Below are 24,923 nucleotides of genomic sequence, written 5' to 3'. Positions count from 1 at the left end.
TCTTTAGCGTGAGATGAGGTCTTGGGGTTGCTTCTCGCCTTGTCGGTCAACATGAAAAATTTATTAATCTTTGTTGATGAATAAACTTTAACAAAAACAAAAAGGGAGTTAGGCGAAGGTTTTGTAAAGTTATTTGGTGGCTTTTATAAAGTTTTGGTAAAGATAATTGGCTGTTATCGATGCATTCCGGGTAAATAATAAATAGCAACTTAATTAACGGTCAACTGATGAATTTTTATATATTGACAAGATGACACAAGTATGTTTTTAAGGGGATTTGCCTGAGTTTTTATGAAAGTTCGCTTTTGTTCTCTTTTTTATACTCTGACGTTTCACGGCATCTTAGGTGGAATGTCACTGACTGGTATGCTGGTGGGCAATGCCCACCCTACGCTATCTCAAGGGTTTTGGCGATCATCAAATGCTTATTTCAGTGCCATTGGACTGAGGATAGTACAAGATCACAGAAGCTGCCCCAATAATCGGGCAAGAGGCTGACGTTGATACCAATGTCCCGGATAATCGAGATAAGGCATCAAATCTTACCTATCAAACACTTTGAGCATTCTCTATCCAGGTGACGAATTTTAATGGCAGTATCCACTCCCCGTTTCCCCGATATCCAAAACCACTGGGCGCGTTCATTTATTGAAGGGTTAGCCCAGGCGGGTATGATTAGTGGCTTTCCGGATGGGCGTTTTCGTCCTAATGATCCCATGAGTCGGGCGCAGTTTGCGGCGTTGTTGCAAAATGCTTTTTCTAAACCGAGTAAACGCCCGAATGTTCCATTTGTGGATGTTCCCAGCAAACATTGGGCAACTGGGGCGATTGCTAAGGCGTATCAAACGGGGTTTATGTCGGGGTATCCGGGAAATCGGTTTCGCCCAGAGGCGAGTATTTCCAGAGTGGAAGTGTTGGTATCTCTGATAACGGGATTGGAGATAAGTACCAGTGGATTAGCACAGGTGAAAGCCGCCCTACCGGAACTCTATGACGATTTTGGGGACATTCCCAGCTATGCTATTGATCGGATTGCGATCGCAACCAATACGGGAATGGTGGTGAATTATCCCCAGGTTAAGCGGTTTAACCCCCTCAAAGCCGCTACTCGTGCAGATGTTGCGGCGTTTATTTACCAGGCGTTAGTCTATACCGGGAAACTCGACGCCATTGGTTCAGACTATATTATCGTGCGTCAGAAAACCCTGAAACTGAGCCATCAACGGGAGTTTCGCGGGGTGTGGGTGGCGACTGTCTGGAACATCGATTGGCCCCCCCAACGGGGATTATCTGTCGCCCAACAGCAACGGGAATTGTTACAAATTATTGACCGCATGGCTGAACTTCAGTTAAATGCGTTAATCTTGCAAGTTCGCCCTACAGGTGATGCCTTTTATGCCTCCCCGTTAGAACCCTGGAGTGAATGGCTAACTGGCATACAAGGTCAAGCTCCCGATCCTTATTATGACCCCTTAGAGTTTGCGATCGCGGCTTGTCATCAGCGCAATATTGAACTCCACGCCTGGTTTAACCCCTACCGCGCCAAAACCTCTTCCCAAGGTTCTGTCAGTGTCGCCCCTCACATTAGCGTCACTCATCCCGAATACGTGTATAAATATGGCAATCAGCAGTGGATGGACCCTGGTGTCAAAGTGGTTCAAGATTTAACCTATAACGTAATTATGGATGTGGTGCGGCGTTATGATGTCGATGGCATTCATCTCGATGATTATTTTTACCCTTATCCCATCGCGGGTCAAGACTTCCCCGATGATAAAACCTATAAGGCTTATCAAGCCGAAGGTGGCACTCTTCGCTTAGGTGATTGGCGGCGGGAAAATGTGAATCAAATGGTGCAGCGTCTTTATAAAGGGATACAGGCGACAAAGAAACATGTTAAATTTGGCATTAGTCCCTTTGGCATTTATCGTCCCGGACAACCGCCTCAAATTAAAGGATTAGATCAATACGAATCCCTGTATGCTGACCCCAAAAAATGGTTAGAAGCAGGATGGATTGATTATGTTGCCCCACAATTATATTGGCGCATTGATCCCCCAGCCCAAAGTTATCCCGTTCTTCTGCAATGGTGGACGGATAATAATCCCAAACAGCGCCATATTTATCCCGGTAATCGGTTAAGTATGTTGGATGATCAAGATTGGTCTTTTTTAGAATATGAACGGCAAGTTGATATTACCCGCAACCTTGCCCCCCAACTCTCCTTGGGCAATATTTTTTATAATATGAAAGTCTTTAATGAAAATCGTTTGGGAGTGGTGGAAAAGTTCCAATCCTCTGTTTATAATCAACCCGCATTATCGCCAACCATGTCGTGGTTGAGTGATACACCGCCAGCAATTCCGGTTCAGGTGAGAGTGATTGGGAATAAGTTGATTTGGAGTCCAGCCGTTAATGCTAAGATTCGTTCCTGGACACTGTATCAGCAGCAAGGTGAGAGTTGGAAACTACACAAAATTTTGCCAGAGGAGATAACCGAGGCAGAATTAGCACCGGGAACCTATGCTGTGTGTGCTGTAGACAGACTGGCGAATGAAAGTTTAGGAGTTATAGCATCTATTAAATAGTTTCTTTGAGATGTGGAAATCAGGGGGATAGACAAAGGGAACAGGGAACAGGGAACAGGGAACAGAGAATACATAATTTACAGCGCTTTTGGTAGTAAGTGAGGTACACAGACAGATCCCCGACTTCTTCAAGAAGTCGGGGATCTTGCTTAGAGTTTATTCGTGATATATCGTAGTGGCGTGGCACACCTTATTTGATGAATTAGAATTACGCCCGGAAACCGTAGGGGCGCATGGCGTGCGCCCGATTCAATGGTAAAATCTATTCCACCATTTTAGCTGTGCCAAGCCAGTAGGGTGGGCATTGCCCACCAGCTTAAGTCTGTGCCATTCGACGTAAGCGTTCAGCCAGGAATTGGAATCCCTAGCGGTAAGAAAGCCGGAGGTGCTATGACTTTGTATAGATGTTATAACTGCTATTACTAGACTGATCATCTTGGGGAAAGATCATGAATACTGTAACCTTAAATTTAGACACCATTCCCTTAACCGACGAACAGTTCTATCAATTATGTCAAAATAACCGCGAGTTTAACTTTGAAACGACGGCGCAGGGAGAATTAATTATTATGCCACCCGTTGGCGGAGAAAGTGGGAATCGAGAATCTGAACTGATTGCCGATTTGGTCATCTGGAACAGACAAATTAGCCTAGGTTATACCTTCAGTTCCTCCACGATATTTAAGTTACCCAATGGTGCGAAACGTTCCCCAGATGCAGCTTGGATTCGTCGAGAACGCTGGGAAGCGCTCCCCCCTGAACAACGACGCAAATTTCCCCCAATTGCACCGGATTTTGTCATCGAATTAAGGTCAGCTACAGACGATTTGCAACCGTTACGTGACAAAATGCAAGAGTATATAGATGCTGGCGTGCAATTGGCATGGTTAATTAATCCCCAACAGCAACAAGTAGAAATTTATCGCCAGGGACAGCCAGTAGAAATACGGAATCTACCGACAGAATTATCGGGGGAAACCCTATTACCGGGATTTAGCTTAACTTTATATGCCTATTTATAAAGCTAGGGAATTTTCAAGCTGATTTAAGCTAAGTAGGTTGGTGGAAATAAACTTAACTAGATTAAGTTATGTAAACAAGCATCAAACCCTTACTGTTCCCTGTTCCCTGTTCCCTGTTCCCTGTTCCCTGTTCCCTGTTCCCTGTTCCCTGTTCCCTGTTCCCTGTTCCCTGTTCCCTGTTCCCTGTTCCCTAATCTCCACCGCTAACTTTAATTGTGTCCACCTACTTAGGGAAAAGATTATGAATACTGTAACCTTAAATTTAGACACCATTCCCTTAACCGACGAACAGTTCTATCAATTATGTCAAAATAACCGCGAGTTTAACTTTGAAACCACGGCACAGGGGGAATTAATTATCATGCCACCTGTTGGCGGAGAAAGTGGGAATCGAGAAGCTGAATTAATTATCGATTTGGGCATCTGGAATAGACAAACTAACCTGGGTTATACCTTCAGTTCCTCCACGATATTTAAGTTACCCAATGGTGCGAAACGTTCTCCAGATGCCGCGTGGATTCGCCGAGAACGCTGGGAAGCGCTTCCCCCTGAACAACGGCGCAAATTTCCCCCGATTGCACCGGATTTTGTCATCGAATTAAGGTCAGCCACAGACGATTTACAAGCGTTACGTGACAAAATGCAAGAGTATATGGATGCTGGCGTGCAATTGGCATGGTTAATTAATCCCCAACAGCAGCAAGTGGAAATTTATCGCCAGGGACAGCCAGTAGAAATACGGAATCTACCGACAGAATTATCGGGTGAAACCCTATTACCGGGATTTAACTTGAGTTTATCTGCATATCCAGAGGATGCACTTGGTTAAGCCGATGAGCTAAACTGAGGTACACAGACAGATCCCCGACTTCTCCAAGAAGTCGGGGATCTTGCTTAGAGACTAAATGTAGCGAGCAAGATGCTCGCACTACAAGGATGAGAGCCATTGTTGACCTAAACCTTATTGTTTATCCTCTGGCTTCTGCTCCTTGGCTTTTACTCTCTTCCTTACTTTACTCGGCTTCGGCTTTTTGGCTTCGGGCTTCTGCTCGTCTGTAGTCGGCTTCTGCTCTTTGGCTTCCACTTTCTGCTTTTTGACCTCTGGCTTCTGCCGTTTTATCGTCGGCTTCTGCTCCTTGGCTTCTGGCTTCTGCTCATTATCGTCTGGTTTCTCCCTTACCTTAGTCGGCTTCTGCTTTGACTTACTCTGGCGTTTCTCCTGCTGTACCGCTGTCTTATCCGCCTTCGACGCCTTCAAAAACTTCGGGGCTTTCTCCAAGGGTGGCGCTAACAGAGCCTCGAAGTCAAAAAGATTCCGAGTGGGCAAAAATTTAGCCTTGACTTGAATAAATGCCGGATGTCCTTGCTCCTCTTTCGGGGTTTTCGGATTGAATCGGAACGGCTTAACCGGAGAATCTTTCCACATCAACGGGAGGTGAGACGCCTTCATAAACCTTACCTTTTTCGCGGGTTCGGCTTGCTTGATATAATCTAAGCGCTCGCGATTGAAATTCCGGAAAATCGAGACAACGGGTCCTCGACAGACCGGAATGAATTGCCACAAACCCCGAAGCTGGAACTCAAAATCGTCCAATTGCGCCGCAACGCCATCGGGTTCTCCTTTCGAGAATCCGACCAACTGAAAGGAAACCTGATGCGGCTTGGTGCGTTGGGGAAAGTGGGTGACTCTGGGGTAAACGATTAATCGTTGAGTTGCTTCGCCCGTGTTCTTAATTTCCAGTTTCAGAGCGTCGAAAGCCTTACGTAATCGAGAGGTATAGAACAAGGGATAGTCTCGACCCGCCATAGTCAGCGTCGCCCGTCCCTCCTCTGACCAGCTAACGTCACCGACGACGATTCCAATCGCTTGGAAGATAATTCCCTCTTCCTCATTGTCTGATTCCCTGGTGTCCTGATCAGAAGCGTCCGTTGTTTCGTCCGTCGTTTCAGGTGTTTCGGGTGTTTCAGATGTCTCAGGTTGCTCAGGTTTTGCTGTCGTTTGTTCGAGTTCTGGCTCTGTCATGGCTGCTGCTGGCTTTTTCGTTCAGGGTAGCATTAGAACCTCTATTCCGTCGCCAATGGCGGCACGTTGGTTCTGTTACAACCCACTGAAATTCTGATCCCATCGTCTTTGGACGCCTGTAAGCGGTTCGCTGGGGGAGTTGAATCTCTGGCGGATTATATTATGGCGATTAGTGCGGCTGCGGTTTCTGTAAATGCGACTTAGGTTTGATTCACCCATTGTACTATGGCTTGGGTTAACCCTTCTAAAGTATAGTGTTGAGCCTCGACATCCACTCGCCCCAAAACCTGCTGGCAGGTTTTAGAGGTTTGAGGACCAATGGAGGCAATACAGACATTTTGCAAAAGTGAGAGGGGAGCGTTGCGATTTCTTTCCAGAAGCTTCCTAAAATTTTTGACGGTTTTAGAACTGGCAAAGGTAATAATATCGACGGTACGATTTTGCAACGCTTCCATAGCTGGGGGGTCTATTTCCGTTGGACAGATTGATTGATAGGCTGCCACTTCCACAATAGTAGCACCTTGGGCAGTTAAGTCTTTGACTAAAACCTCTCGTCCGCCCGTTTCCACACGCGGGAACAGGATAGTTTGTTCGGCTAGGGATTCCGGAAAATGTTCAATCAGAGAATCAGCCACAAAATCTGGGGGAATAAAATCTGGATGTAATCCCCGTTCCTTTAAACTAGCCGCCGTTTTCTTGCCCACAACAGCAATTTTGACGCCGGATAACGCACGGCTATCTTTTCCTAGCGCTAGCAATCGTTCAAAAAAGTATTTGACGCCGTTGCTTGAGGTGAGAATTAACCAATCAAAATCGGATACATTAGTAATGGCTTGATCTAAGGCGTGCCAACTCGACGGCGGTGTAATCACCAAAGCCGGCATTTCAATCACCGTTGCGCCTTCTTTCTCCAACAAGTCCCGAAATGTACTCGACTGTTGCGCCGAACGAGTAACTAAGATTGTTTGACCCTGAAGCATCTGCGGCAAACCACGTCTATTGATGTCCTCGCCTATTGTCTCGTGTTTTGGGGTAAACTCGACAGGGATTTGGGGTGGCGATCGCAGATAATCTCGTAATCCTACCACTTCTCCTACGACAATCACCACCGGCGACAGGGAGACACCCGCCGTTTGCTTCACAATACTCGATAATGTTCCCACCCAAACCTGTTGCTGAGTCTGTCCACAAGCCCGAATCACCGCCACAGGGGTTTGATAGGATTTGCCATAACGCTGTAACTGCTGAACGATTGTCCCTAAATGACGCCCACCCATTAAAATAGCCAGAGTATCAATTCGCGCCAAGGCTTCCCAGTCTAAAGCTTCGGGTTGATGCGCTGTCAGAACGGCAAAACAGCGACTCAACACGGCATCCGTCAGGGGAATATTTGCCAGTAACGGTGCAGCCAAGGCAGAGGAAATCCCCGGTACAATCTCAAAGGCGCAACCTGCATCGGTTAACGCTTGAATTTCAGATGTAGCCCGACCAAAGATAAAGGGATCACCACTTTTTAAACGGACAACTTGCTTGGCTTGTTGACATTGGTTGACCAGTAATTGATTAATCTCCCCTTGCGGAGTTGAGGGACGCCCCCCCCGCTTGCCCACATCAAACTGGCGGCAATTTGCGGGGACTAATTGTAAAAGTTGGACGTCTACTAAAGCGTCATAGACTAATACCTCCGCTTGACGGAGAATCTGTTGCCCGCCTAGGGTGAGGTATGCCATGCTTCCGGGTCCAGCACCGACGAGATAGACCTTACCCAAAGGGCGGCGAGAACGCCTACCTATCGAAGAATCAGGATGAAAGCTGTCCGCCACCTGTTGATTGTTGATGCGCGTTTCTTGATTGGGGTGAATCATTCTCCAATTTTAAACTGATAAGTAGTCGGACAAAAGAAAACAGCACCATACTAAGTTTTGTAAACAAGCCTCAAACCCTTACATAAACGTAGCTTGCTTCTTTTCGGGAGCGAGTAGGACGAATGACGACCTTCACCGTTCACGTTCATTGTGTCCACCTACTTATTAGGGTCTTCCTCTCGGAAGCGGCTTAGTTAAAATGTTAGACTGAGTGAGCCAGTGTAAAGATTGTACAAAGATTGGGGACAGACCTAGACACAGGGATAGAGAACCCATCAAAATATACGTAGTGTACAACAATTCTTTTGACCCTTGTGACTAAGCTCAGGGCATCCTGTGGACTTGTGACTAAGGGCGGGTTTTATTGATAAGTTATCGGTTTCAGGCTTTCCTGAGCGGCTTGTACCTGCCTCTACACCATAACGTTTGACTTTCAAAGTAGCAGTACTCGGTGTAAAGGAATCTGCCACTCATTTAATCGTTCACTCACTCTTTAACTTATGTTTTCCATCTACATTCTGACCCACAACGAGGAACTAGATATTGCGGCTTGCATTGAGTCAGCTCAGCTATCGGATGATGTCATAGTGGTAGATTCCTACAGCACAGACCGTACTGTAGAAATTGCCTCCCGCTACCCCGTTCGTGTCGTGCAACATCAGTTTGAGAGTCATGGCAAGCAACGAACCTGGATGCTAGAAGCGATTCCCACAAAGTATCAATGGGTTTATATCTTAGAAGCCGATGAGCGAATGACTCCTCAACTGTTCCAAGAGTGTTTAGGGGCAATAAAACACCCAGATGCGGTTGGCTATTATGTGGCAGAACGAGTAATGTTTATGGGGCAATGGATTCGCCACAGTACCCAGTACCCCCGTTACCAAATGCGTCTTTTCCAAAAAGGAAAAGTTTGGTTCACAGACTACGGTCACACAGAACGGGAAGTTTGTAATGGATCAACCCGTTTTCTGCAAGAAACCTATCCCCACTATACCTGTAGTAAAGGCTTGAGCCGTTGGATAGAGAAGCACAATCGCTACTCCACCGATGAAGCGGCTGAGACAGTCCGTCAGTTAGAACAGGGAAATGTCAATTGGTGGAACTTATTCTTTGGTCGATCAGAAGTTGAACGGCGTCGAGCGCTCAAAGATTTATCCCTACGTTTACCTTTGAGACCCCTGTTACGGTGGATTTATATGTATTTATTCCTGGGTGGTTGTCTGGATGGTAAAGCAGGAATGGCTTGGTGTACCTTGCAAGCGTTTTATGAATACTTAATTTTGCTGAAAGTCCAAGAAATGAAACAAATGCCACCGTCTCATCTGTCGCCAGCTCATCCAATGACTGTTCTATCAGATGTTAACGCTTCGGAGGTATCTAATAATTACCATCTACCTCCGACTCAACGGACATTAGCGTCCACCATTAAACCTTGAGATAAAGATAGACACACACCACCTTTTATCCCTAGTCAATACTATATCAACAAACTATTCTTCGTTTAGAGATTTTATCTCGATGCGGAGAATAGTATATTTTTTGTCGGGGCGCAAAGCTACCTGTAGGGGCACGGCATTGCTGTACCCCTACTATATGTGGCTCACAGTTATTACTAGAGCGACGTTTTAGTTTACTAACGCTACCATTTTCTTCATGTTTTTTGCACTGGGATGAAAATTCACTAGAGTTTCATAAAGTGACTCAAATGCATAAAGAGTTGATGATCTCCTCGGATTTATCATGACATCGGCGCAGTTTGTTGAATAAGATGAAAATAACTGAGCAAAGGTTAGGTTCAGCCTCTAAAACAACAGACTTGGTTAAGAGTCATACCTGAAACTCAGTGTTCCTTACACAATTAAATTGTACCTATGAATACTCAAACTTTTTCGCGCATAAAACAATTGGTAGCTCCCTTATCAATTGCGGCGACGATGGTACTAGGGATATCTGCCCAGGCTAATGCAATCGAACTCGGCATCGCTTCTGACTATAACGTATTTGTGCTAGGCGATGTGAATCAGAGTAATACGGATGCTGAGGGAAAAGTAGCCGTTGGCGGAAATGCCGATTTATTAAATTTTTATGCGGGAATGGCTCTCCCGACAGACGGAAACAATGGCGATGTCTTAATTGTTGGTAAAAATTTAGTCTTTGAAAACGGTCAAGTTCGAGGTAATGCAGTTTATGGGGAAACAGCAGAACTTACCGATGTAACCCTTGAGCATGGTGGAATGCTTCGCCAAGATAATCCGATTGACTTTGCTGCCGCTAGACAGGAACTACAAGCATTATCTCAATTTTTAGGAGGGTTAGAGGCTACTGGTACGACAGACATAGCTTATGGTGGAATTACGTTAAATGGTTCAGATGAAGACCAGAATATCTTTCATCTAAATGCGTCGGATTTAAGCAATGCTAGCAACTTCAATTTTAATGTAGCTTCGGGTGCGACTGCCATTGTAAATATTAGTGGAGACGCCGCATCATTACAAAACTTTGACTTCAATTTCAATGGTGGTATTGATAGACAGCAAGTTCTCTACAACTTCTATGAAGCTGAGGAACTGTCAGCTAGTGGCATAGGAATTCAAGGCAGTGTTTTGGCGCCTTTTGCAGCGTTTAACTTTGACAACGGTCAAATTAATGGAAACTTAATTGCGGCTTCGCTAACGGGAGGGGGACAATCAAATAACTATCTCTTCAATGGTGAATTACCTGACCCAATAAGAATTACCCAAGTTAGTGAAACGGTTCCTGAACCCGCAACATTAGCTGGACTAGGATTAGTCGCGGCTCTAGGAGTTGCTTCTCGCCGTAAAGGTAAGCAGAAAGTCTAAGGCTTTGAAACCTGGGTTAGGCATCCAACCTAGCCCCCGTCCATTTTTTTATACACTCCTCACACTATCGTCCCTGACTTAATCCCTTAGGTCAGGGATTTTTGTATTACCATAACGTGCAAGTAGTCTGACAAAGACAGAGAGTGGAGTAAGCTTTCAAGCATTTAAATTGGGAATGGGTAGCGAGCAAGATGCTCGCATTACAACGATTTTGCAGTTGTTGACATTAAGGTTTAAATGCCGAACAGCTTATACAGGTCATTAATTAGGTTAAATGGGTGCGATCGCAGATTCGGAACTCTGAAGCTATAGTTTTCCGCTACTGATGATGAGGACGCAGCGAGTGCGGCATTTCCAAACCATGAGCGTTCATTAACGATTCATCAGCCATGACTTGCTGGGGAGTTCCATCGGCAATAATTCGCCCTTCATCCAGTAAAAGCACGCGATCGCACACTTCGATAATCAGTTCTAAGTCATGGGAGGAAATCAGAATCGTTTGCTGACTGGTTTGAAGAAAATTAATCACGCGACGACGATAGCGCATGTCTAGGTTCGCACTGGGTTCATCGTACAGAACCAATTGGGGACGCATGGCTAACACTCCCGCGATCGCAACCAAGCATTTCTCACCCCCAGAAAGATTGTGCGGTACTCGTTCTGAGAGCATTTCCACACCAGCCAGAGACAGCGCTTGTTGAACGCGATGGTTGACCTCATCCTCTGACATCCCCATATTCTGGGGACCAAAGGCGACATCTTCCCATACGGATGGTAATAATAACTGGTCATTGGGATTCTGAAACACTAAGCCAATTTCCGGGCGAAACTCACCCACAACAACGGGTCTTCCAAATAAATCAATGTCTCCAGCGGTTGGTGTTAAAATACCACAGATTGACATAAATAACGTTGTCTTGCCTGCACCATTAGGTCCAATTAAACCAACTCGTTCTTCCGGATATATATTGAAATTGACTCTTTGTAAAACCTCAGGTCTATCTGGATAGGAGAAACTCAAACCAGAAATCGCGATCGCAGGTTCTTCAGCATTGTCTGGGTTAGATACAAGTTGTTGTTGTGGTCTCATAATTCGTCATTTGTCCTTCGTCATACTCGCTCCCGAAAAGAAGCAAGCTACATCTTATGTCATTTGTCATTCGTAAGGATTGGAGAAATTTTTTCCGATTATTACCGCCTTTCTACCAGAATTTCAGCCATGACAAACCCAAGGGCGATCGCGACGGTTATTCCCAAGATAATTAAATCCCCACCAGAAACACGATTCATCTGATTAGGCGGTTTACGACGGTGCAGGGTATAACCATACCCTCGCAATATCATCGCTTGATAAACCTGCTGTGACTGGTTGTAACTGCGAACCAATAAGCTACCCACCAGAGACGCCAGCACATTCAGATTGCGGCGAGACAAACGAGTCGCCCGAAATCCTCGCAGTTGCATCGCTCGTTTCATTTTGGTTAAATCTTCACCAAACTGTTCGATGTAGCGGTATGTCAATAGCGTCATATCCGCTAGTACCGCCGGAAGTCCCAGCGATCGCATAGCTTTGACGGTACTCAAAAATGAGGCTGTACCAAAGAGAATTAAACTCACGGTGAGAATACATAAAAATCGAGTCGCAATCAGCGCTAGCGCCACAAGTCCCTCTTGATATAGACTCAAAATACCGATCTGAACAATAACCGTACTCCCCACGCTAAACGGTAAAAGCAGAGTAATCGCTAGCAAAAAAAAACCGGGGTAGCGCAGCCGCGATCGCAAAAACGAGAAGGGTAATCTGGAGAGGTGATAATACACCAGCGTCACTCCGATCATCCCTGGGAGCAAACTCAATTGCTCAACAAATGAAAACGCAAAAATTAAACTAAATAAGCCAATCAGTTTACAACGGGATTCCCAACGATGAATCGGAGAGTCCAAATTGGCATAAAAATCCAGTCCGTGTTTCATTGACTCTCCAACAATTCAGGTTTGACTTGCTTCAAAAACAGAGCCACGGCTGTCGTAAACGCGCCCTCAATTGCCATGAGTGGGATATGAGCCAAGACCAATCCAGAAATTGCCATTTTTTCGGCTGATGCATCTATAGTTGCGGGAATATTAGTAATCACTAACGCGAAAAATAGCAGAGTTGCTATCCCCAAACCTCCCGCACCGCCGATAAAGGCAAAGATACCCGTCACCACTCGATTATCCTTATCGAATTTTAGGCGCAGTTGAAATAGGTGATACGCCAAAATTGCCGGAACGCCAAACATCGTGGCGTTTACCCCTAACGTGGATAAACCACCATGCTGAAACATAATCGCTTGAAAAAATAAACCGATGAGAATTGCTGGAAACGCATAATATCCCAACATTGTGCCTAACAACCCATTCAGAATCAAATGGACACTCGCTGGTGGGATGGGGATGTGAATCCAAGAGGCGACAAAAAAGGCGGCTGTGAGTAGAGATGCTTTGGGAATATTCTCTTGGGGATTCGGATCTCGGTTAATTTGACGCAGGGAGTACCAAGTGAAACCTCCTGTCGCTGCGTAACCTGTGATACAGACAGAAGCAGGCAGGATACCATCAGGAATATGCATGATTTTTGTGTAGTTTTGACCCTTCACTTCGGCAAGAGGGCAGGGCGCGTGACCCTTCACGACCCTCGATAGAACCTAGTTTGTAGGGGCGGGTTTAGGGACTGACGTTTCATAATTGATGATAACATTTATTCAAAAACCACCCTGACTTGTAGGGGGCGGGTTTAGGGACTTGCGTTTCACAATTGATGATAACATTTATTCACTACCCACCCTGACTTGTCGGGGCAGGTTTAAGGACTTAAGTTTCATAATTGATGATAACATTTATTCAAAACCCGCCCTGCTCTTAATTTTTTTGACAATGAACAATGAACAATTCTAACCTAATTGTTACCACCTACTTAGCCTGTTTTGTCCCTTTAGCAAAATAGAGTGCTGTACCGACAAAACCCCAGATCACCGCAACTGACATCACCGCGATTTGAATGGGGGTGAAGGAGCCATTGGTGGATTGAATACTCATCACTTGACTATCTGCGGTGTTCTCTGTTGCTGATTGATCCTCACCCATAGAAATAGTAATCAAATCACCGTGACCCGCTTGGCGAACCTGAACCGCCCATTCTCCCGGTTGTGAGCGATCGGGAGCAAAAACAAAGCTACCGTTTTCGTCGGTGGTTCCTTGCAGCCAAGGAGTAGAAGGATCTTGGGGAGAGTAAACCGTAACTTGGGCATTGGACATGGGGTCGCCGTTATCAAAAGCCGCATCAATTTTAATCGCCTGGGTGGTTTCATAGTTAATCTTGGCACCATGAGCCGTCGCTTTAGCTGACCAGCTCATCACTAACATTAGGATCAGGGGGACTAAAAATTTCCTCTTCATCGCTCACATTTTCTTAATGTCTTAGAAACGGTTAAAACCCAGTCTGATTAAAGGTAAGGCGGGTTTTATATCCCAGTTAAGAGAAACCATCAACATTAATCCCTAAACCCGCCCCTACATCGAGGTTGACCAATAACCAATGACCAATTTAACTGGATTTGTTGGCAACGGTTTGGATTTCTTCACAGTGACCCTCACCGACGTGACCTAAGCTAGGAAGAATGTCTTGGAGTTTCTGATACTCTTCTGGGGAAAGTTCTGACTTTAGCTGCTCTTGGTCTAACTCTAGTGTGCCATCGTTGGCTAGAGTCGCTAGCGGTTCAAACCCCAACGCACCAGTATTAATCTCATCATCAGCGGGTGCGCCTGCATCACCAAAAATGTGGTCAAAGTGGAACGTGGCTTCCACCTCGGCGGTATCCCCTTGAGCGAGAATACCCTTGCGTTCGTCGCCAACAAACTCCCCACAGACAAATTCTAAGGGCTGATTCAGGGCAATAGTAAAGTCAATGGTTTGCCCCTCTTTCTCGGCTGTCCCCATCATCACCAGGGTTTGACCTTCAGCCGGTCCCTCCTCGGCTTTGACCATTTTCCAGGATAAAGCATTATATTGTCCGGCAGGGGCATCGCCAACTTCTTCCACGAGAATAGGTTCGGCATCTTCCCCACCTGCGGCTAAATCAACCGTGTGGGTTTTGTCCAGAACCACTTTGTCTTTCGCTTGCACTTTACTACCCGCCTCAGCATTGAACGGCGGGTCACTTTGATAAGCGGTGATATCGGCTAAGTTGACATAAACATGGTCAAAGGCAATTTGCCATCCATCTTTTGATATAAAACCTTGGCGGACAAAGTCCTCGCCATTCGCCCGAATTTCCAGGGTTCCACTCCCTTGACTTGCCTGAGTTGCACTCTGAGTTTCGGTTTGTGTCTGAGTCTCGCTGGTCGTTTCACTCTGGGAACAGCTAACTAGCGTCCCAGTTGTCAAGACCATCAGACCCGTGAAAATGATTATTGGTTTACTCATTGATGACCTTTGGCGGTTTTCATACTATACCCAATTAAATCCAACAAGTTTTTGTAATAATTCGCAATACCCCTAGAGGGCATCTTCTGGCAAACGGGGGAATAGTAAACGGGGAAAAGGGAACCAGAAACAGGGAACATAAGTTATTGTTCTCATTTCTATGACAAATGTCATTGAATTCAACGTTTGTAGTCAGTGATGCCAGCACTTATGGCATAGTTAGGGCAACGACGAACCTAGCTTAAGTCAGCGACATCCAAGTTCAATCCATTGACGAGTGAGTGACGCTTTTTCCACCACTTCATTTTGCCAAAAACCTTGCCATCAGGCATAATCGCACCTTTAAGGATAGCGTTTTGGAGATTCGCTGAACTCCAATGAGAAGCCGCCCGGAAATTTGCCAAGCTCAAGTTGGCGTTTTGGAAGTTTGTTTGGTTTAACGACGTCTGGCTCAAGTTGGCTAAAATTAAAATAGCCGACGTTAAATTAGCTTGGGTTAAATTTGCCTGATTAAACTTGGCGGCAATGAGCAGAGAGTCGCTCAGTTTTGCACCGTGTAAATTTGCCTCAGAGAAATTGACATCCATTAACGAGGCTTTACTCAAATCAGCCCATCTTAAGTCTATTTGTTTTAAGGAAACCCCCCTGAGAAAGACGCCACGTAAGTTGACGCCACGAAAATACCGTTCTCCAGCGGCATATTGCTGCAAAAGTTCTTCTGCTGTCATAGTGGCTTTGGATTTTCCCTCCCACTGAATGCTGTTTCTGACCGGGATGAATCTGGTTCTTTATTAAAGCAAACTGTAGGACGGATGAAAATACCAGGGAGGGGTATAGAAAAATTTAGGGAGAATTCTCTACTATATTATTTAAGTCCTGGTCATGATAACCAGGACTTGTGGGAAACCTATTGAGTTTGACCGGAAACCAACTGGATACACCAGCTTAGTTAATGGTACTGATAAAGAGTGCTGTAAGAGTTCCCGTCACTCCAACGGCGATTAACAGGTTGTTGAAAAAGCGACCGAGTTCCGGTTCTAGTCCTAGGACTTTATCTTCCTGACCCGCTGTAAAAAACAATGACCAAGCTTGGTTCAGTGTTAAAGAATCAAAGTTATTAAAATCAGTCTGAAAAATAACGGGTCTAAATAGGTCTTTGTTCTTGAAAGAGTCAAAATCAGTTTTCATTATCTTCTTCCTGATAAGGTTCAACGAGTGCGCTGGGTGATGTCTAGAGGTTAGTAAACCAGCCAATCAAGCTTTGTCCACTCAGAGCTTCTACCGCCAGGAGTGAGATGAAGCCAATCATGGCTAGACGTCCATTGAGATTTTCTGCGTATTGCGTCCAACCAGTGCGTGGCGTGTCATCGACATAAACCTTGGGTTCGATCGCAAAGTTATTCAGTCTGTCTCCTTCTTCGACGCTGTAACCGCGTGTCGTCATTTGCTTGTCTCCTTTGTTGTTGTCTTACGTTAACAAATATAACGCAATGTAAATATTTTTTGCAAGTGCTTGACAAAATACAAAAGTCGTAAAAACCGTACTCAGCACGTTAGGTGTTCCCGGTGCGGGGAGATGGGGGAGCTTGTAGGAACAAAGGACAAATCCCCAATCACCCTTTCCCCGTTAGCCAATAGGTGAGCATTTCTCCTTTGCCCTTAACCTCAATGATCCCGCGTTTTTCCAAAACATATTGATCCTTTAACCGCTCGTAAGTCGCCTGAGTGACTTGAATTCCCCCAGAAATTCCTTGAGATTCCATCCGCGAGGCGACGTTTACCGTATCTCCCCACAGATCGTAAATAAACTTTTTCATCCCGATGACTCCAGCAATCACAGGTCCAGTGTTAATGCCAATCCGCAGTTGAAACGCTTCTCCGGTATCCATGCGAAATTGAGTAATCACCCGCTGCATCTCTAATGCCATATCCGCGATCGCTTCGGTATGATCGAGTCTGGGTAAGGGTAGACCACAGGCAACCATATAGGCATCCCCAATGGTTTTAATCTTCTCCAACCCATACTCCTCAGATAGCAAATCGAACGTAGAAATGATGGTTCCCAGTAATTGCACCAGTTCCGTCGGTGGCATTCGGGTGGATAGAGGCGTAAACCCGACAATATCAGCAAACAAAATCGTCACATCATCGAATTGTTCAGCGATCAGGGTGTCGCCATGATACTTGCCTAAGGTACTATGATTTTGTTTTAACTGCTGAGCGATCGCCTCTGGCAAAATATTTAATAACAGGCGGTCTGACTTTTCTTGTTCCGCCCGCAAGTCTGCTTCCGCTTGCAGGCGCTGCTTCTCAACTTGAATCCGTTGGGTGATATCTTCTAATACCCCTAAAATCCCAACCACGTTACCTTGGGGATCATGGATGGGAATTTTACTCACATCCAGCCAAACGGGTTGTCCATCAACGGGAGGTTTTTGTTTGGTTTCGACAACATGGAATTCGGCTTGATTCTGGCTAATCACTCGTGCATCTTGCTGGCGGTAGAGTTCAGCAATGTCCCGACTAGGAAGCAAATCATAGTCCGTTTTCCCCACCACAACCTCTGGATTGTCTAACCCGGCTGTCTTTGCCCAATTTTTATTACACCCCAGAAAGACTAAGTTGGTATCTTTCCAAAAGACTTGTTGCGGGATATTATCAATAACTAATCGCAAATATTCCTCTTTTTCTCTCAAGGCGGCTTCAGCTTGCTTGCGTTCTGTTACATCTGTGCCAATGGAGAGAATTTCAATTAATTCACCCTCTTCATTAAAAATTGGTTTATTTGCCCACGTCACCCAAACCGTTTCCCCCATCTTGTTCATTGTGTCTACGGTACGAATGCGGTAACGTTCTGGACGTTTACGGATGGCTCGAATCAAAATAGATAACATCCGTTGCGATCGCGGCGTATTCGGGACGAGAGTTCCCACCAGAGGACAATTTAGGAGTTGATCGTCCTCGTAGCCAAAAAACGTCTGACCATAACGATTAATGAATTTAATTTTCCCCTGAACATCCCACCGCAAAATAATGCAATTGGGGGTTTCAACTAAATCTCGATATTGTGATTCACTGGCTCGCAAAGCTTCTAGGGTGTGTTTATGCTCAGTAATATCCCGCGCCACCCAGAGAACAGAGTCTTTTGAGATGGGTGAAATACTGGCGGAAAACCAAACCGTTCGATCAGCCAAGGTGAGACGATACTCAACCTGAACCGTCTGTTGGCTGTCTAAGGCTTGGCGAATATACCCGACAAACTGATCCGCCTGCGATCGCGCCAATAGATCATACTCCGTTTTGCCCAGCATGGCGTCCACGGGTTGACCTAACAAGTCAGGATTTGCCGAAACAACTTTCAGATAACATCCGTGGCGATCTTTGACAAAAATCAGTTCCGTCATCGCATCAAATAAGGCACGCAACTCTGATTCAGAGTTGAGGGAATTTGTCAAGGCTTGAGAGCGTTGACATAAGTGTGAGAGGGACTGACGTATCCCAATGAAGATTAACCCCGTGAGTAGGGCGACGAAGGCGAAAATCCCCAAGCAGACAACCAAGATATGAAGCGTATTGGGATCAATTGCTGACCGGACATCTGATTCTGGCATCGCTACAGCAATCAGCCAATCCTCTGATGCTGAGAGATAAATGACATCAGAATAGAGGGGATGAATCGGACGCGGAATTAAATAATCGGTGATCTCATGTCCCTGGTGAAGACAAAGATATCCCATCAACGTCACAGCCAAAAAAATGAGCAGAACGCAGGATAAAAGCAGCACCAGACGTAGCGATACCTTGCAAGAAGCGAATAAAACCCAATTGGTCATGGTTTGCGGTAACATCGGTCTACATCACCGACCAGGCTTGCCTGTGAATCGTTGCCCACCAGATGCTACCCCAATAAAGTCTGACACCGTTGCACTGGTTCGGTTCACTATGCCCTTCCTAGCAGACCAAACGGCGCGATCGCTTCACCCTAACGTAGGTGTTCTCAGGGGTCTGCACCAAGTAAGTGTTTGGGTGTGGCTAGACCATTGAACAGACCCTAACTAGATTGCTTGCAATTAGTTAGGGATTCTCCCCTGCTGTTACCACGAGGAGCCGCTGTTCTGGTCTGTTTTGGAAGCGAATACCATCATAGCGACAGATAGAGAATCCTGCGTTGATTTCGATCAACCGTTACCATGGACGTTCTGTGTTAAGCGAAAGGTCAGTTCATTTATCGGTGGGGAGGGCGGGTTTTGTTGAATATTTATTGGTGAGGAGGGCGGGTTTTGTTGTTCCGTTATTTCAGCAATAGCTGACGTTAGTCCCTAAACCCGCCCCTACAGACTCAGGGCGGGTTCTGCACAAACGTTATCATCAATAGTTGACACTAAAGTCCCTAAACCCGCCCCTACAGACTCAACACTCAACTCATTTCAGATTAGAATGATGTCCTGGTTGTTTCCCAGGGTGAGAAATTCATGGGTCGTGCTGAAAAAGTTGTACTAGCCTACTCAGGTGGCGTCGATACTTCCGTCTGCATTCCTTATCTCAAAGAGGAATGGGGGGTGAAGGAGGTGATCACGCTAGCCGCCGATTTAGGTCAAGGTGATGAGTTAGAACCGATCAAAGAAAAAGCCTTGACATCGGGCGCCGCCGAGTCTCTGGTGGCGGACGCGACTGAACGGTTTGTCACAGATTACGCCTTTCCAGCGATTCAGGCAAATGCACTGTATGAAAATCGCTATCCTTTGTCCACGGCACTAGCGCGTCCACTGATTGCTAAATTATTGGTCGAAGCTGCCCACAAGTATGGTGCAGATGCCGTGGCTCACGGTTGCACCGGCAAAGGGAATGACCAGGTGCGGTTTGATGTGTCGATTACGGCGCTTGACCCCAACTTGAAAGTTCTCGCACCCGCGAGGGAGTGGGGGTTGAGTCGGGAAGATACGATCGCCTATGGGGAACGATTTGGCATTCCCTCTCCGGTGAAAAAGTCCTCCCCCTATAGTATTGACCGTAATTTGTTGGGTCGTAGTATTGAGGCGGGGATTCTCGAAGATCCCATGGCTGAACCGCCCGAAGAAATCTATCTAATGACCCAAGCGATCGCGGATACTCCCAATGATCCAGAATACGTGGAGATTGGCTTTGAGCGAGGCATTCCAATCTCGTTAAATGGTCAAACCCTTGATCCGGTAGCCCTGATTACTCAGCTTAACCAAGTCGCTGGAAATCATGGGGTGGGGCGGATTGATATGATTGAGAATCGGGTTGTCGGGATTAAATCTAGAGAGATTTATGAAGTCCCGGCTCTGTTAACCTTAATCCATGCCCATCGCGACTTAGAAAGCCTGACGTTGACATCTGATGTCAGCCAGTATAAGCGAGGGATTGAAGACACCTATAGCCAGCTTATTTACCAGGGGTTATGGTATTCTCCCCTAAAAGATGCCCTGGATGCGTTCATTCAGCAAACTCAGGAGCAAGTCTCCGGAAGCGTGCGGGTGAAATTCTTTAAAGGGAATGCCACGATTGTCGGACGAGCGTCTAGCAATTCCCTTTATACCCCAGAACTAGCCACCTATACCTCCGAAGATCAGTTTGACCACAAAGCCGCTGAAGGCTTTATCTACATTTGGGGATTACCCACTCGCGTTTGGTCAGCCAAAACTAGAAGTTAAAACCAGTAGGGTGGGCATTGCCCACCAGCCTTAATTCGGTTCCACCGGAGAGACGTTCCACCGGAGAGACGTTCCACCGGAACGTCTCTACAAATCGCTAGGATAGAAAGACTAACTTCCACGTTTCAGCCTCAACTTCCCTATGCCCACCTATCCTGGAATTTCTAGCGACGCCTTCCGACACCCCCTTGACCAACAAGCTGAGGATGCCCTCCGGAGTGTTCCTGGATTTAACCTAGCTGCCCGCAAATTCATCGAATTTATCTACGAACGCCCCCAATTCGTCTATCTGATGGGCAACAGTATCCAAGTCGGACCGCGCCAATATTCCACCATTTACAGCTTATTTCGCGAATGTGTGCGAGATTTAGACATCCATCCTGAACCTACCCTATTTGTCAGTCAAAATCCCCAAGTGAATAGTTATGCCTTGGGACAAGACCATCCATATATTGTATTAAATACAGGGTTATTAGACGTACTCAGTGAAGTCGAAATTCGCACCGTGTTAGCCCATGAACTGGGACATATCAAATGCGGTCACACGATTTTAATTCAGATGGGAATCTGGGCGATGGGTGCGGCGGCATTTCTGGGAGACTTAACCTTTGGGATTGGCAATATTGTCACCAGTGGTTTACTGTTTGCCTTCTATGAATGGCGGCGGAAAGCCGAGTTATCCTCAGATCGAGCAGCTTTATTGGTCATCGATGATATCAATATCGTCATGAAAACGATGATGAAACTATCAGGGGGTTCTCATGCTTATGGTCATGAATGCAGCCTTGATGAATTCATCCGCCAATCCGACCGATTTCAAGACCTTGACCAAGATAGTCTTAATCAAGTTTATAAGTTTTTATTATACAATGGTGGGAATGGTTCGTTTCTTACCCATCCTTTTCCGGTTGAACGCTTGCGCTATCTGCGAGATTGGGTCAAATCAGAAGAATATCGCCAAATTCGTCAGGGTAATTATCGACGAGTAACGGACGAAGGATCAGTCAATGTGCCATCCCAGGCGGCTCAAAACCAGGAAGCCCAACGATTAAAGCGTCAACTCGAAGAATTACAACGGGAAATTAACCGGATTAAATCTGAGTCGGATAATCCGTAAAGGTTCGTATGTAGTAAGCGCTGTCTTCGCTATAAACGTTCGCATCGCTGACTTAAGCATTATTCTCCCGCTGCTAAGAGACGTTGCATGCAACGTCTCTACATGCTTCCCCCGCTCCCCCTGCTTCCCCCGCTCCCCTTAACCGAACAGTATTGAGGATATTCTTTACTGTTCCCTGTTCCCCGTTCCCTGTTCCCTCGCCTCACCCCAACGCTTATTCAGCAACCCCTATATATTTTCACGAAAATATATATGATGAATTTATGTCAATATCAATTGTCAGGTTGTCAGGCAGAACCCGCTGATCAGCGGTAGCCTTGACGCAGGGTGTCATCAAGTTGTTACTATTAGACCTTCAGTAAGGGCGTAAGCGTCCTCTTGGATTTCCATGATCAGGGAAGTTATCTTAGACACTCATCATACTGAGTCTCGTACTCAACCTAACCAGCTAGGATTCCCTCTTCAGCAGGCACAGGATGTTATTTATCAATTTTTGCTCGATACGGTTAAACAGCAACCTCCAGAAACGGTTTTACAAGAATTTAAATGGTTATTTATTGACTACAATGCATCAGAAGGTAATCCAGAAGCGATAAAGGCTTTATCAGAAATACTTTTTGCCAATGATGAAAAAGAATTTAAGAATACGGTTAAACGTTCCTGTTATATTATCATTAATAATTGGTATACTTCAAGAAATTTTAATGCTAGCCAAGACTTAGTCTCCTTATTTTCTGATGTAAAACTTAGCAAACGAACATTATCGCCAACCTTAAGCCGTCAGAGAACCTGGCTATTAAATTTCATTAATAGTCAAGATTATCACGAACTTCAATTATTTATTACTCAACAAGTTACGTCCGATTCAGGGCATTGGAGTAACCGTTATATCTCTTATTTACTCGTTCCCCAGTATACGAATCTGAACAACCCTGTAGAGCAACGTGAAGCCGCGAGGCTCTTATCCAAAAAGCTCAAAGATCAGTTCAAGTTTGATTTAGCGATGTATACGGCACACTCCAAATCAGCCATTCACCGGGAACCCATTCACAAAAATCCGACAGGTTTAGGGGATAAAGTTGTTGATCTGATCAAAAAAATTGTAGTTAAGCATGGACTGTTTAATTATAAGAATGTAGCGAATATATTTTTAGAACAAACAAAATATCTAAAGTATAAGCGCTTTAAAAAAAGCTTGCAAAATTATTTAATATTTTCCGTTAAAAATAAAGATTTAGTTAAATCATTAAATAAAACCTTAGCCGATAAATTAAATGCTCTCTACGAAGATTACCACGATACAACCATAGAGGCGGCATTACTCCTGAGAACCTGTAACCGCTTAATTGAATATTTAACCACTGAAAATCAGGATGAGCCGTCACCTCTGTTTATTCTGCTCATGTCTCAAGGTCATCACTTAACCTTAGCGATGCTCTTGCTGAAAATTATTATGATTTGTCCAAACTCGCGCAATCATCTAGAAACTTGCATTGCTAAATTAATTCAATATTACACCAATTATGCGGAAGAGGATTGTCGTTGGGTGATTACATTTTTTGAAGTGTTTAAAATTACCTTTGCCATTCACACGGAAAATGTCCAATATAATCTGATCAAAATGGATAATGCGGCAAGTTCAGAATTTCAGCTAGATGCTTACCGAGTGTTTTCTCAGCTTCGGGATTATGTCAATGTGGAACAGACATGCGAAACTCAGTAGACGAGGGAAGTAGAGACGTGCCATGGCACTATGGCGAGCCGGGGAGACGAGAATCGGCTCAAGGCTGCCAATGATATTTCTCTGTCTTCAGTTAGAGACGAGCCGCTGCCAGTATCAAGTAAAATGTCACCTTGGCTAGAGATAGCGATCGCCTGGACATTGATAAGCTAGGCTATCGTGAGGTGCATATCGCTTAGGAGTATAGCGTGAAACGACTGACTGAGATTTGGCGGCAGATATTAACACTGGCTTTAGCCTGCGTGATGCTACTGATTGGTACGGCGTGTAGTAGTACAGCGGTAGAAAGTGGGCGTCCAGAAAATCCTCCGGTTCAAGCTGGAGGCACGAATAACCCCTACAAGAAGGGGGGAGACAGTTACACAGAGAACAATATGTCTCTAAATCCTGATGTCAGCCGTAGGTTAAATGTATCAAACAACTCGGTAGAGCAACCCGAATTAGCTCGATTAAGCTGAGAACGGTGGCTGCTTTAGACTTAGGATAATTCACTGACAATAAAACTAAGGAGATTTTTTTATGAGCAGAGTGATAGATTGGCTAAAAAATAAACGCTTCACTCAATTATTAACCGTGGCTTTAGCGGGTATCTTTGTATTCATCAGTACAGGATGCAATAGTGGGGTATCAGCGAAGACGGCTGACGATGTGAAAAAGAATGTTACTGAAGTTCTCACGCCTACAGGCGGAGCGAAAGACTATCAGGGGGTTGATTCTCCGAAAACGTCTCAAAAGGCGAAGGACAATCCTGATAAATTAATTAAAAACGCGGAGAAAAATCTGGAGAAGAAGGCGGATACTCCGGAAAAGTTTATCGAGAATTATCAAGAAGGAGCGCCGCTGAATAAACGAGTGGAGCGACTCGGCAAAGATGTAAAAGAGTCAGCCACTGATTTCACCGAGGGTGTAACTAAGGGAACTCAGAGAGGTGTTGAAAATCTCCAAGAAAATACAACGAATGCGGCTGAAGAAGTAAGCAAGTCTGCCAAGCGTTCGGCAAAAGAGGCGAAGGAAAAAACTGAAGATGTTGCTGAAGATGTAGCGAAGTCTACCAAACGTTCAGCCGAAGACACGAAAGAAAAGGCACAAGAAACGGGTGAAACTATCGTCAAAAAGACGAAACGCGCCGCAGAAGATACAGCCGATGTCGTGCAAGATAAAGCCAGTAAAGCCAGTAAATCAGCGCAGCGAGCATTAGAAGATACGGCGGATGCGATTGACTAGTACAAGAAGGCAGAAGTCCGAAGGCTCCAGGGCAGAAGGCTATAAGGAACCTATGGCAGCTGCTTTTAGGCAGTTTGTTCGCTGGTTAGTTATTTCTGCCGCGCTGCACTAGAGTCGGAACTCTTGACATACATTGTCTATTGGTGTAAAGGTTTAGGGCTAATTGTTAATAGCATTGACATCCTCCCTCGCCGGAGACGAGGGATTCCCAAACCTCACGATTTGAGTTTCTGCTTCCTACCCCTGAGACTACGCGGTAGCTGAGCCTGTCGAAGCTCAGGGGTTTTTCGCAACTGCCCTTTGGACTTATATCCATCGGGTCTTATGTTCGCTCCACAGACTATCACCGCAAGCCCTGCGGCT

General features: G+C 45.5%; 21 protein-coding genes and 1 pseudogene. 10 read left to right on the top strand and 12 right to left on the bottom strand.

What is annotated here, in order from left to right; genetic code table 11:
* Positions 1-590 precede the first annotated feature (590 nt).
* The 3 genes from RIE73_RS28325 to RIE73_RS28315 all read left to right on the top strand — a co-directional run bounded on the left by RIE73_RS28325 (position 591) and on the right by RIE73_RS28315 (position 4,439).
* Positions 591-2,588 carry a glycoside hydrolase family 10 protein gene (locus tag RIE73_RS28325; RefSeq protein ID WP_446404348.1) on the top strand — a complete coding sequence of 666 codons (1,998 nt, stop codon included), beginning with the start codon at positions 591-593 and terminating at the stop codon, positions 2,586-2,588.
* Positions 2,589-3,037: 449 nt separating this feature from the next.
* Positions 3,038-3,610: a Uma2 family endonuclease gene (locus RIE73_RS28320; protein WP_446404347.1), complete on the top strand. Its 573-nt coding sequence runs from the start codon at positions 3,038-3,040 to the stop codon at positions 3,608-3,610.
* Positions 3,611-3,851: 241 nt separating this feature from the next.
* Positions 3,852-4,439 (top strand): Uma2 family endonuclease, encoded by a 588-nt coding sequence (locus RIE73_RS28315; RefSeq protein WP_446404346.1) that lies wholly within the window; start codon positions 3,852-3,854, stop codon positions 4,437-4,439.
* 132 nt (positions 4,440-4,571) lie between these two features.
* On the opposite strand, the gene RIE73_RS28310 is transcribed toward RIE73_RS28315, so the two are convergent.
* Positions 4,572-5,633, bottom strand: coding sequence for a hypothetical protein (locus tag RIE73_RS28310; RefSeq protein ID WP_446404345.1), 1,062 nt, complete (start codon positions 5,631-5,633; stop codon positions 4,572-4,574).
* Positions 5,634-5,833: 200 nt separating this feature from the next.
* Positions 5,834-7,363: a uroporphyrinogen-III C-methyltransferase gene (cobA, locus tag RIE73_RS28305; protein ID WP_446404353.1), complete on the bottom strand. Its 1,530-nt coding sequence runs from the start codon at positions 7,361-7,363 to the stop codon at positions 5,834-5,836.
* Between the two features lie 635 nt (positions 7,364-7,998).
* Here cobA and RIE73_RS28300 point away from each other — a divergent pair.
* On the top strand, positions 7,999-8,934 hold the full coding sequence (locus RIE73_RS28300) for a glycosyltransferase family 2 protein (protein WP_446404344.1): 936 nt from the start codon (positions 7,999-8,001) through the stop codon (positions 8,932-8,934).
* Positions 8,935-9,369: 435 nt separating this feature from the next.
* Positions 9,370-10,338, top strand: coding sequence for a choice-of-anchor A family protein (locus RIE73_RS28295; RefSeq protein WP_446404343.1), 969 nt, complete (start codon positions 9,370-9,372; stop codon positions 10,336-10,338).
* A 319-nt stretch (positions 10,339-10,657) separates the two neighbouring features.
* On the opposite strand, the gene RIE73_RS28290 is transcribed toward RIE73_RS28295, so the two are convergent.
* The 9 genes from RIE73_RS28290 to RIE73_RS28250 form a co-directional block, all read right to left on the bottom strand.
* A complete protein-coding gene (locus RIE73_RS28290) occupies positions 10,658-11,428 on the bottom strand; it encodes an energy-coupling factor ABC transporter ATP-binding protein (protein WP_446404342.1) in 771 nt (256 codons plus the stop codon).
* A gap of 101 nt (positions 11,429-11,529) precedes the next feature.
* Positions 11,530-12,312, bottom strand: coding sequence for a cobalt ECF transporter T component CbiQ (gene cbiQ / locus RIE73_RS28285; RefSeq protein WP_446404341.1), 783 nt, complete (start codon positions 12,310-12,312; stop codon positions 11,530-11,532).
* Complete coding sequence (cbiM, locus tag RIE73_RS28280) at positions 12,309-12,950, bottom strand: cobalt transporter CbiM (RefSeq protein WP_446404340.1); 642 nt, start codon at positions 12,948-12,950, stop codon at positions 12,309-12,311. The genes cbiQ and cbiM overlap by 4 nt, the downstream gene beginning before the upstream one ends.
* A gap of 340 nt (positions 12,951-13,290) precedes the next feature.
* Entirely contained in the window at positions 13,291-13,734 is a 444-nt protein-coding gene (locus tag RIE73_RS28275) for a carboxypeptidase regulatory-like domain-containing protein (RefSeq protein ID WP_446404339.1), read from the bottom strand.
* Positions 13,735-13,924: 190 nt separating this feature from the next.
* The gene (locus tag RIE73_RS28270) at positions 13,925-14,803 is read right to left on the bottom strand and encodes a DUF4382 domain-containing protein (protein ID WP_446404338.1); all 879 of its coding nucleotides are present in this window, start codon (positions 14,801-14,803) and stop codon (positions 13,925-13,927) included.
* 236 nt (positions 14,804-15,039) lie between these two features.
* On the bottom strand, positions 15,040-15,531 hold the full coding sequence (locus tag RIE73_RS28265) for a pentapeptide repeat-containing protein (RefSeq protein ID WP_446404337.1): 492 nt from the start codon (positions 15,529-15,531) through the stop codon (positions 15,040-15,042).
* Between the two features lie 217 nt (positions 15,532-15,748).
* Entirely contained in the window at positions 15,749-15,991 is a 243-nt protein-coding gene (locus RIE73_RS28260) for a hypothetical protein (RefSeq protein ID WP_446404336.1), read from the bottom strand.
* 43 nt (positions 15,992-16,034) lie between these two features.
* Positions 16,035-16,247, bottom strand: a complete 213-nt coding sequence (locus RIE73_RS28255) for a chlorophyll a/b-binding protein (RefSeq protein WP_446391154.1) — start codon at positions 16,245-16,247, stop codon at positions 16,035-16,037.
* A gap of 169 nt (positions 16,248-16,416) precedes the next feature.
* Positions 16,417-18,651, bottom strand: coding sequence for an adenylate/guanylate cyclase domain-containing protein (locus RIE73_RS28250; RefSeq protein WP_446404335.1), 2,235 nt, complete (start codon positions 18,649-18,651; stop codon positions 16,417-16,419).
* A gap of 624 nt (positions 18,652-19,275) precedes the next feature.
* Between RIE73_RS28250 and RIE73_RS28245 the strand changes: the two genes are divergently transcribed.
* The 5 genes from RIE73_RS28245 (at position 19,276) to RIE73_RS28225 (ending at position 24,560) form a co-directional block, all read left to right on the top strand.
* Positions 19,276-20,478, top strand: coding sequence for an argininosuccinate synthase (locus tag RIE73_RS28245; protein ID WP_446404334.1), 1,203 nt, complete (start codon positions 19,276-19,278; stop codon positions 20,476-20,478).
* Between the two features lie 142 nt (positions 20,479-20,620).
* Positions 20,621-21,595 (top strand): M48 family metallopeptidase, encoded by a 975-nt coding sequence (locus RIE73_RS28240; RefSeq protein ID WP_446404333.1) that lies wholly within the window; start codon positions 20,621-20,623, stop codon positions 21,593-21,595.
* Positions 21,596-21,983: 388 nt separating this feature from the next.
* On the top strand, positions 21,984-23,318 hold the full coding sequence (locus RIE73_RS28235) for a hypothetical protein (protein WP_446404332.1): 1,335 nt from the start codon (positions 21,984-21,986) through the stop codon (positions 23,316-23,318).
* A 206-nt stretch (positions 23,319-23,524) separates the two neighbouring features.
* The gene (locus RIE73_RS28230; protein WP_446404331.1) at positions 23,525-23,794 is read left to right on the top strand and encodes a DUF6658 family protein; all 270 of its coding nucleotides are present in this window, start codon (positions 23,525-23,527) and stop codon (positions 23,792-23,794) included.
* Positions 23,795-23,855: 61 nt separating this feature from the next.
* A complete protein-coding gene (locus RIE73_RS28225; protein ID WP_446404330.1) occupies positions 23,856-24,560 on the top strand; it encodes a hypothetical protein in 705 nt (234 codons plus the stop codon).
* Positions 24,561-24,775: 215 nt separating this feature from the next.
* On the opposite strand, the pseudogene RIE73_RS28220 reads toward RIE73_RS28225, so the two are convergent.
* Positions 24,776-24,923, bottom strand: a pseudogene (locus RIE73_RS28220) (RNA-guided endonuclease TnpB family protein); the annotation flags it as partial.

This window comes from Coleofasciculus sp. C1-SOL-03, assembly GCF_040220555.1.
In the GTDB taxonomy this organism is placed as follows: Bacteria; Cyanobacteriota; Cyanobacteriia; order Cyanobacteriales; family Coleofasciculaceae; genus Coleofasciculus.
Note: the sequence above shows the minus strand (reverse complement) of the source record. Positions and strands in the feature narration are given on the sequence as shown.

Bases quoted from the DNA above. Each gene is read 5' to 3' on its own strand.
- RIE73_RS28325 (WP_446404348.1), top strand. From the start codon at position 591: ATGGCAGTATCCACTCCCCGTTTCCCCGATATCCAAAACCACTGGGCG.
- RIE73_RS28320 (WP_446404347.1), top strand. From the start codon at position 3,038: ATGAATACTGTAACCTTAAATTTAGACACCATTCCCTTAACCGACGAA.
- RIE73_RS28315 (WP_446404346.1), top strand. From the start codon at position 3,852: ATGAATACTGTAACCTTAAATTTAGACACCATTCCCTTAACCGACGAA.
- RIE73_RS28310 (WP_446404345.1), bottom strand. From the start codon at position 5,633: ATGACAGAGCCAGAACTCGAACAAACGACAGCAAAACCTGAGCAACCT.
- cobA (WP_446404353.1), bottom strand. From the start codon at position 7,363: ATGGCATACCTCACCCTAGGCGGGCAACAGATTCTCCGTCAAGCGGAG.
- RIE73_RS28300 (WP_446404344.1), top strand. From the start codon at position 7,999: ATGTTTTCCATCTACATTCTGACCCACAACGAGGAACTAGATATTGCG.
- RIE73_RS28295 (WP_446404343.1), top strand. From the start codon at position 9,370: ATGAATACTCAAACTTTTTCGCGCATAAAACAATTGGTAGCTCCCTTA.
- RIE73_RS28290 (WP_446404342.1), bottom strand. From the start codon at position 11,428: ATGAGACCACAACAACAACTTGTATCTAACCCAGACAATGCTGAAGAA.
- cbiQ (WP_446404341.1), bottom strand. From the start codon at position 12,312: ATGAAACACGGACTGGATTTTTATGCCAATTTGGACTCTCCGATTCAT.
- cbiM (WP_446404340.1), bottom strand. From the start codon at position 12,950: ATGCATATTCCTGATGGTATCCTGCCTGCTTCTGTCTGTATCACAGGT.
- RIE73_RS28275 (WP_446404339.1), bottom strand. From the start codon at position 13,734: ATGAGCTGGTCAGCTAAAGCGACGGCTCATGGTGCCAAGATTAACTAT.
- RIE73_RS28270 (WP_446404338.1), bottom strand. From the start codon at position 14,803: ATGAGTAAACCAATAATCATTTTCACGGGTCTGATGGTCTTGACAACT.
- RIE73_RS28265 (WP_446404337.1), bottom strand. From the start codon at position 15,531: ATGACAGCAGAAGAACTTTTGCAGCAATATGCCGCTGGAGAACGGTAT.
- RIE73_RS28260 (WP_446404336.1), bottom strand. From the start codon at position 15,991: ATGAAAACTGATTTTGACTCTTTCAAGAACAAAGACCTATTTAGACCC.
- RIE73_RS28255 (WP_446391154.1), bottom strand. From the start codon at position 16,247: ATGACGACACGCGGTTACAGCGTCGAAGAAGGAGACAGACTGAATAAC.
- RIE73_RS28250 (WP_446404335.1), bottom strand. From the start codon at position 18,651: ATGTTACCGCAAACCATGACCAATTGGGTTTTATTCGCTTCTTGCAAG.
- RIE73_RS28245 (WP_446404334.1), top strand. From the start codon at position 19,276: ATGGGTCGTGCTGAAAAAGTTGTACTAGCCTACTCAGGTGGCGTCGAT.
- RIE73_RS28240 (WP_446404333.1), top strand. From the start codon at position 20,621: ATGCCCACCTATCCTGGAATTTCTAGCGACGCCTTCCGACACCCCCTT.
- RIE73_RS28235 (WP_446404332.1), top strand. From the start codon at position 21,984: ATGATCAGGGAAGTTATCTTAGACACTCATCATACTGAGTCTCGTACT.
- RIE73_RS28225 (WP_446404330.1), top strand. From the start codon at position 23,856: ATGAGCAGAGTGATAGATTGGCTAAAAAATAAACGCTTCACTCAATTA.